The sequence below is a fragment of the Palleronia caenipelagi genome (genome assembly GCF_007004065.1).
GTDB lineage: Bacteria > Pseudomonadota > Alphaproteobacteria > Rhodobacterales > Rhodobacteraceae > Palleronia > Palleronia caenipelagi.
In genome coordinates this window covers 1-7,748 of the sequence record NZ_VFSV01000075.1, presented here as the reverse complement: position 1 = coordinate 7,748, position 7,748 = coordinate 1, and the positions used below count along the sequence as shown (strand labels likewise).

6 protein-coding genes and 2 pseudogenes are annotated in these 7,748 nt (G+C 61.2%); 5 read left to right on the top strand and 3 right to left on the bottom strand.

What is annotated here, in order from left to right:
• Positions 1 to 260, bottom strand: a 260-nt coding sequence (locus tag FEV53_RS18975; RefSeq protein WP_142833795.1) for a transposase, incomplete at its 3' end; no start/stop codon positions are given.
• A gap of 339 nt (positions 261 to 599) precedes the next feature.
• On the opposite strand from FEV53_RS18975, the gene FEV53_RS18970 reads away from it, so the two are divergent.
• From FEV53_RS18970 to FEV53_RS18960, 3 genes are all read left to right on the top strand, one after another.
• The gene (locus FEV53_RS18970) at positions 600 to 1,559 is read left to right on the top strand and encodes a taurine ABC transporter substrate-binding protein (RefSeq protein ID WP_142836261.1); all 960 of its coding nucleotides are present in this window, start codon (positions 600 to 602) and stop codon (positions 1,557 to 1,559) included.
• Positions 1,560 to 1,639: 80 nt separating this feature from the next.
• Positions 1,640 to 2,446, top strand: a complete 807-nt coding sequence (locus tag FEV53_RS18965; RefSeq protein WP_142836260.1) for a taurine ABC transporter ATP-binding protein — start codon at positions 1,640 to 1,642, stop codon at positions 2,444 to 2,446.
• Positions 2,443 to 3,699 (top strand): ABC transporter permease subunit, encoded by a 1,257-nt coding sequence (locus FEV53_RS18960; protein ID WP_142836259.1) that lies wholly within the window; start codon positions 2,443 to 2,445, stop codon positions 3,697 to 3,699. Before FEV53_RS18965 ends, FEV53_RS18960 begins: the two co-directional genes overlap by 4 nt.
• A 65-nt stretch (positions 3,700 to 3,764) precedes the next feature.
• Here FEV53_RS18960 and pdxR read toward each other — a convergent pair whose 3' ends face one another.
• Positions 3,765 to 5,234, bottom strand: a complete 1,470-nt coding sequence (gene pdxR, locus FEV53_RS18955) for a MocR-like pyridoxine biosynthesis transcription factor PdxR (protein WP_142836258.1) — start codon at positions 5,232 to 5,234, stop codon at positions 3,765 to 3,767.
• A gap of 163 nt (positions 5,235 to 5,397) precedes the next feature.
• Here pdxR and FEV53_RS18950 point away from each other — a divergent pair, with 163 nt between their 5' ends.
• Both FEV53_RS18950 and FEV53_RS18945 read left to right on the top strand, forming a co-directional pair.
• Positions 5,398 to 6,777: an aminotransferase family protein gene (locus tag FEV53_RS18950; protein ID WP_142836257.1), complete on the top strand. Its 1,380-nt coding sequence runs from the start codon at positions 5,398 to 5,400 to the stop codon at positions 6,775 to 6,777.
• 70 nt (positions 6,778 to 6,847) lie between these two features.
• Positions 6,848 to 7,412, top strand: a pseudogene (locus tag FEV53_RS18945) (transposase); the annotation flags it as partial.
• 15 nt (positions 7,413 to 7,427) lie between these two features.
• On the opposite strand, the pseudogene FEV53_RS18940 reads toward FEV53_RS18945, so the two are convergent.
• A pseudogene (locus FEV53_RS18940) lies at positions 7,428 to 7,748 on the bottom strand (IS5/IS1182 family transposase); the annotation flags it as partial.

The window sequence follows — 7,748 nt, the reverse complement described above, 5'->3', positions numbered from 1 at the left end:
TTCTTCTGGCGCAAGCGTTCCAGCTCAGCGGCATCGGCTTTCAGCCGGCGTTTCGCTTCCGACCAGCCGAACACCTCGATCTCTGGCCGCCAGGTGTTCAGCTGAGTGCTGATGACCCCCAGCTCTTTCGCAACGCTGCCCTGCGTCGCCCCCGGTTCGTAAAGCCGCGTGGATCCCGTTCGATGCGGTGCCTCAACCAATGGCGCACCTTGCATCTCACCCTTGAATTCGTCCGCATATTCCCGTCGATGCCGTCCCATCTCTTGCTCCCATCTCTGGGCAGGGATGAAGTACACCGCCGTCCGGAGACAGAGACGAAGATCATCCTCTTCCAACCCAACTTAAGGATCGCACCTTCAAACCGTGGGATCAAACAGCTCGATTCGATCCAACAGGCGTAAGCAATTAACACCTAGCTTTATCGTGCCGCGTTGTAAGTGCGAAATTTTTCTTTGGCGGAGACGGCTGAATGTGAAACGGTGCAAGAGCCACTGGCCTGCGGGCGCAATGACGCCTGTGGAAAGACACAAACAGGGAGAGACAACGTGAAAACACAATTTCTGACCAAAGCCGCCGGGACCGCTCTGATCGGGGCGGCCATGACCCTCGGCGTTCAGTCGGCGACCGCGGGCGGCCATCTGGAAGAGATCACGGTGGCCTATTTCCTCGAATGGCCGATGCCGTTCCAGTTTGCCAAGGAAATGGGCACCTACGAAGAAGAGATGGGCGTTTCGATCAACTGGGTCGCCTTTGATACCGGCACCGCCATGTCAGCGGCCATGGCCTCGGGAGATGTGCATCTGTCGGTGAGCCAGGGCGTTCCGCCCTTCGTTGTCGCGACGTCGGCGGGGCAGGATCTGCAGGTTGTCGATGTGGCGGTGAGCTATGCCGAGAATGACAACTGCGTGGTCGCTTCCGGTCTTGGCATCGACAAGACCAATGCGGGCGAGCTGGAGGGCAAGCGCGTCGCGGTCCCGATCGGCACCGCGGCCCATTACGGCTTCCTCGTTCAGATGGAGCATTTCGGCGTTGATATTTCCACGATGGAAATCGTGGATATGCCGCCCGCCGAGGGTCAGACGGCTTTCTCTCAGGGCAATCTTGATATGGTCTGTGGCTGGGGCGGCGCCCTGCGGCGCATGAAGGAGGACGGCAATGTCCTTCTGACCGGGGCCGAAAAGGAAGAGCTGGGCATTCTCGTGTTCGACGTAACCTCGGCGCCGGCAAGCTTCGTGGCGGAGAACCCGGATCTGGTCACAGCCTTCCTGAAGGTGACGGCCGATGCCAACGCAATGTGGAACTCGGGCGAAGGCATTGACGAGATGTTGCCCGTGATCGCCAAGGATGCCGGAATGTCCGAAGAAGAGACCAAGGCCACCATGGACACCTTTGTCTTCCCGAGCGTGGAGGAACAGCTGGGTGAGAAATGGCTCGGCGGCGGCGCGCAGGACTTCATGCTGGGCGTGGCCAAGGTGTTCACGGATGCGGGCTCCATCCCGGCGGCGCGCGAGAGCTACGAAGGCGCAGTGGAAACCGGCCCCCTCGCTGCGGTCAACTGATCGCGATGTCATGAGAGATGGAAGCGGTCCGTGGCCTGACCCCGGACCGCTTCTGTTCCGCATAAAGGGGGAAACGGGCCATGACAGATCTGCGCATAGAAAATATCTCGATGCGGTTCGACTTGCCGAACGGGAGCCATGTCCAGGCACTCAAGGACGTCTCGATGACGTTGAAGGAGGGGGAGCTCATGAGCGTGCTCGGTCCCTCGGGCTGCGGCAAGACAACGCTCCTGAACATCGTGGCGGGCTTTCTGGCGCCGACCGATGGTCAGATCATCCTGAACAACCACCGGATCACCGGCCCAGCGCCGGAGCGCGGGATGGTGTTTCAGAAAGGTGCGCTCTTTGAATGGATGAGTGTGCGCGAGAATGTTGATTTCGGCCCGCGTATGAAGAACATGCCGGCAAAGCAGCGCGCCGAGATCTCGGACCATCTGCTCGACGTGGTGGGTCTGCGCGATTTCAAGGAAAAGGCGATTTATGAGTTATCCGGGGGAATGCAGCAGCGCGTGGCGCTGGCGCGATGCCTCGCCAATGAGCCCGATGTGATCCTGATGGACGAGCCTTTGGGCGCGCTCGATGCGCTGACGCGGGAAAAGATGCAGGGGCTGGTGCTGAAGCTCTGGAAAGAGACCGGAAAGACCATCATCCTGATCACCCACTCGGTCGAAGAAGCGCTGCTCCTAGGGGAGCGGTTGGTGGTCATGGCGCCGCGTCCGGGGCGCATCCATACGGAATACCAGCTGCCCTTTGCAGATATGGGCGTAGGTCAGGATCTGCGCGATGTGAAGAAGCATCCCGATTTCGGGAGGCGCCGGGATGAAATCCTTAACATGATCTGGGAAATGGAAGAGGAAATCATGGGCCGGTCGGAGACCTCAGCATGACCGTCGCAATCGCATATATCCTGCTCTTCATCCTCGCCTATGTGGTGGTTAAAGCCGTCCGCTCCCGCCGCGAAGCGCGGCACGATTACACCTCGCTGAAGACCGTGACCTTTGGCGACGAAAGCGCCGTCCGGCCTGACCGCGCGGCCTCGGTCATCTCGGTTCTGGTGATCTTTCTGATCTGGGGGGCGTTTACCGGCTCGGTTATCACCCCGATCCACGTGCCCGGCCCGTTCGAAGGCGAAGCCGGTTTCGACTACACGGTCACCGATGCCTCCGGCGCCACGGACGACGCCTCGGTCACGGTGACTGTCCATCCGTTGGACGTCGACCCCGATCTGCCGAGCGTCGACCCCGGCGACGGGTTTGCTGTGAATGACAGCCTGGCGGTTGCGCAGTTGCGCTCAGGCCGGTTGCGGGTCACTGACAATGACACAGGCGATGATCTGAAGATCACCGCGATCAACGGCGCGCCCATCGAGGTCGGCGCCCCGGTTGCCATCGACGGAGGCGAGTTGGTGCTGAACTCGCGGGGCGCGCTGATCTTTGCGCCGGAAAAGGGCTGGCAGATGGAGCCGATCTGGCTTCCGGCGCCCGAAGCGGTGGCGTCGCGACTGGTTCAGATCGCGCGCGACGGCTACCAGAACTTCACCCTCTGGGAACATCTGGGCTACTCGCTCATGCGCGTGATCGTGGGGTTCCTCCTCGGCGCACTGGTCGGCATTCCGCTCGGCTATGCCATGGGCCTGTCAGGCTGGTTTCGCGGCTGGTTCGATCCGATCGTCGAGTTCATGCGTCCCGTTCCGCCGCTGGCGCTGATCCCTCTGGTGATCATCTGGTTCGGCATCTGGGAAACCGGCAAGATCATTCTGCTGTTCCTCGCCGCACTATGGATCATGACCATCGCCGCGCGAGCAGGGGTGTCGGGTGTCAACATCTCGAAGATTCATGCGGCGTATTCGCTGGGCGCGTCCAAATGGCAGATCCTGCGCCACGTGATTATCCCGAACTCGCTGCCGGAGATCTTCACCGGCGCGCGGGTCGCCATGGGCGTCTGCTGGGGCACGGTTGTCGCGGCAGAACTTGTCGCGGCCCAGAAGGGCGCAGGGATGATGATCATCGCCGCATCGAAATTCCAGCTCACTGACATCGTCATCATGGGGATCATCCTGATCGGGATTATCGGCTATGGCATCGACATCCTGATGCGGATGGCCGAACGGTGGCTGGTGCCGTGGAAGGGCAAGAGCTGAGGTCTGACTCGTCTGAGGCGCGCCGGTCATGATCCTCGATCTCCGGCGCGTCCTGTACATCCGGGTCAGCGCAGAGCGTCGATTTCTTTGGCGATCATTTTGATGCCCTTTGTGATGCGGGCGGGCGCGATGGAAGAATAGGCGATCCGGTAGAAATGCCGTGGCGGGTCAGCGTCATAAAAGAACGCGGCACCCGGTTCGATCACCACGCCGCGGGCGTGGAGACGCTCGGCCAGAACTTCCGTATCGACCGTTTCGGGCGCGCGCATCCAGAAGCACGACCCGCCGCCCGACACCGAGCCAGCGTGTATGAGACCGGCCTCTGTAATCGCGGAGGTCATCAGAGCGCGGCGCCCGTGATAGGCTTGGCGCAAGCGCTGGATCTGCGCGTCGTAATGCCCCAGCGCCAGAAAATTCGCGGCTGTGCGCTGCACCAGCCCCGGTGGATGCCGCAGAACGGTGCTCCGCAGGCGCCGCGCCTCGGTCACAAAAGGAGCGTCCGCCACCAGATATCCGAGCCTCAAGCCGGGAAAGAGCGACTTGGAAAACGATCCGATATGGATGACCGCGCCGGAGCCATCCATGGATTTGAGCGACGGCGTGGGTGAGCGCTCGAAGGTCAGTTCAAACTCGTAGTCATCCTCGACGATAACAAAGCCTTGCGCTTCTGCCCGGTCCAGCAGCGCCCTGCGCCGGGCCATGGGCATGGTCGCGTTGGTGGGGCATTGGTGACTAACCGTGGTGAACAGCACGTCGAGCGTCTGCGGCAGCATGTCCGGGTCCAGCCCCTCCGGACCCACGTCAATCGGCTGGGTATTGCAGCGGGTCCGGGCGAGGACATCCCGGATCCCTGGATAACCGGGGCTCTCGATCCCGGCCCAGCGTCGCTGGGTCAACAAAAGCTGCGCCGCGATCCAGAGCGCGTTTTGTGCGCCCATGGTGATGAGGATCTCGTCGGGTTCCGCGCGGATCCCCCGGCGTGGCAGGATCAGTCGCCGAATGACATCCACGAGCACCGGATCGTCCTGCCCATATTGATCTGCAGTCAACGCGTCGTGATCCTTGTGCCGCAGCGCCTGCAAAGCGCAAAGACGCCAGTTCTGGCTGTCAAAGAGCGTCGGATCGGTCTGGCCATAGATGAATGGGTACGGGAACTGACGCCAATTCGCCGGACGTGCTACGGTTGGAGGCGGCTCTGGCCGGTTCCCGAGCGCGCGGGTCCAGTCAAATCGTGGCCGGTCCGACTGCCGCTGCACGGAGGGTGACGCAGGCGCGCCCGCCGGAGCCGTCGGCGAGACAAAATAGCCCGACCGCCCCCTTGCCACGAGATAGTCATCCGCCACCAGATCCGTGTAGGCCAGCGTCACTGTCATTCGGCTGACCCCAAGGTGCCCCGCAAGCTGCCGGGACGACGGCATCTTCTCGCCTTTGAGGAAACGTCCGGTGAGGATGCCATCGACGATCTGACGCTTGATCCGGGTCTGGATCGTTCCACCAGTCTCGCTCAGAGTGAATGTTTCAACCGGGATCACCATGGGACGACCTTACCCACACCCGTGATGCAACGCCAGATTTGAGCCGACAGTCTGGACTGATCCTATGTCCTAATCTGGACCTATTCTTGCGGGGCCAGTCAGGACATGATGTGCCTTGGTCCGTCATGTTGTCGGCACCGCCCATGAGAGGGATGGTCTTTCCATGAATACGCAGATGTCTCTGAACGATCTTTCGGGTGTGGTTGAAGCCGATCGGGCGCATATCTGGCACCACCTGACCCAACATAAGCCGTTTGAGACAACGGAACCGCGGATCATCGTGCGGGGCGACGGGATGCGGGTCTGGGACCAGAAGGGCAAAGAGCATCTGGACGGGGTGTCCGGTGGCGTGTGGACCGTCAATGTAGGCTACGGCCGCGAGCGTATCGCCAATGCAGTGCGCGATCAGCTGATCCAGATGAACTACTTTGCGCAGTCGGCGGGATCCGTTCCGGGCTCCCGTTTTGCCGAACGGCTGATCAGCAAGATGCCGGGGATGAGCCGGGTTTTTTACGTGAATTCGGGGTCGGAGGCGAATGAGAAGGTCTTCAAGATCATCCGCCAGATTTCCCACAAGCACCATGGTGGCAAGAAGCACAAGATCCTCTACCGGGAGCGCGATTACCATGGCTCGACACTGGCGACCATGTCAGCCGGTGGTCAGTATGAGCGCAACGCACAATACGGCCCCTTTGCCCCCGGCTTCGTCAAGGTGCCCCACTGCCTCGAATACCGCGCACAGGTCGAGACCGAAAATTATGGCGAATGGGCGGCCAATCAGATCGAAGAGGTGATCCTGCGCGAAGGTCCGGACACCGTGGGTGGACTTTGCCTTGAGCCGATCACGGCCGGCGGTGGTGTGATCACGCCGCCCGAAGGCTACTGGCAGCGCGTTCAGGAGATCTGCCGCAAATACGAGGTGCTCCTGCATATTGACGAGGTCGTGTGCGGCATTGGTCGGACCGGAACATGGTTTGGCTACCAGAATTATGGTGTCGAACCCGACTTTGTGACCATGGCGAAGGGGGTGGCGTCGGGTTATGCGGCAATCGCCTGCATGGTCACCAAGGAGCCCGTCTTCGAGATGTTCAAGACCGATCCCAACGACCCGATGGACCATTTCCGCGATATCTCGACCTTTGGCGGCTGCACCGCCGGTCCGGCGGCCGCCATCGAGAATATGGCGATCATCGAGGAAGAGGGCCTGCTCGAGAACACCGTGACAATGGGCGAGCGCCTTATGGGCAACCTGCGCGCCTTGCAGGACAAGCACGGGGTGATCGGTGACGTGCGGGGCAGGGGCCTTTTTTGCGGTGCCGAACTGGTCGCCGACCGCGCCAGCCGCGAGCCCGCTCCCGAAAAGCTGGTTCAGGCCGTCGTCGCGGATTGCATGGCGCAAGGCGTGATCATCGGCGCGACAAACCGCTCGATTCCGGGGTTCAACAACACGCTCTGCCTCTCGCCCGCCCTGATCGCAACGCCCGACGATATCGACGCGCTCACCGATGCGATCGACGGTGCTTTGGGTCGGGTCTTCGCCTGATCCGAGCTTTGCTTCACCAATGCCGTGAAGGATTTCCTTTTTGAACCCAGTAAGGTAGCAACTTTTCACGAGCAGTTGGTCCCCACCGAAGTACAAGACCGGGAACTGGCCTTCGTACAACACTGCGCTAAAGCAGCGCGGTTCTCTAACGATCTGGTTTGATGCCGAGATGGAATGGCATGCCCCGGCGACCGGCAAGCGCGGTCGTCAGCGGGAGTTCAGCGATGCGGCAATCCAGGTGTGTCTCACGATGAAGAGTGAAGAGCGCTCGGACATCAGTCCGTGGGCGGATGTGAGCCCTGAACGGGCGGATCCCAGGGCATGTTCGGTATGCCGCTTCGGCAGACGACCGGGTTCGTCAAAGCCCGTTACGGCGGGCAGGGCTTGACTGGATAGTGCCGGACTTCAGTACCCTGTGTCGCCGTCATAAGACGCTGAGCGTCGCCATCGCTTACCGTGGCGGGTCCGGATCGCTTCATCGGCTGATCGACGGCAAGGCATTTTCCGCCATTGGTCCGAAGACAATGCCGCGCGGGATCAAGGCTGAGGGTGAAGGGGAGTGGGGGCTCCGTCCGTTGGAGATCCGGGCGGTCGAGGTCACGACAAGCAACGCAGGTGATGCACTAATGCTTCCATGCTGATCAACAGGCTCAGGCGGCGATTTGCGGCCTCTGATGGCGGTCGGCGCCGGGGGTGAACCCTCGGAGCAGTGTGATCAGCCAGATGAAATGGCACAGACAGACCCTCAGGTTTCGCAGGATCATGCGGATGTTGTGACCGCAGCCGCAGAGGCCCGCGAAAAGGGCATCACCTTCGGTTCCTTTGAGTGGGCATCGGGTCAGACGTCCGTCGGCTTTCATATGGCCCGTCATTGGTTCGATGGCGCTTCGTCGTCGCAGCAGTTTCGCGATGGTCCTGGTGACACCGCGCCTTACACCGCTGATGAAGACCTTCACTGTTTCAACGCCGTG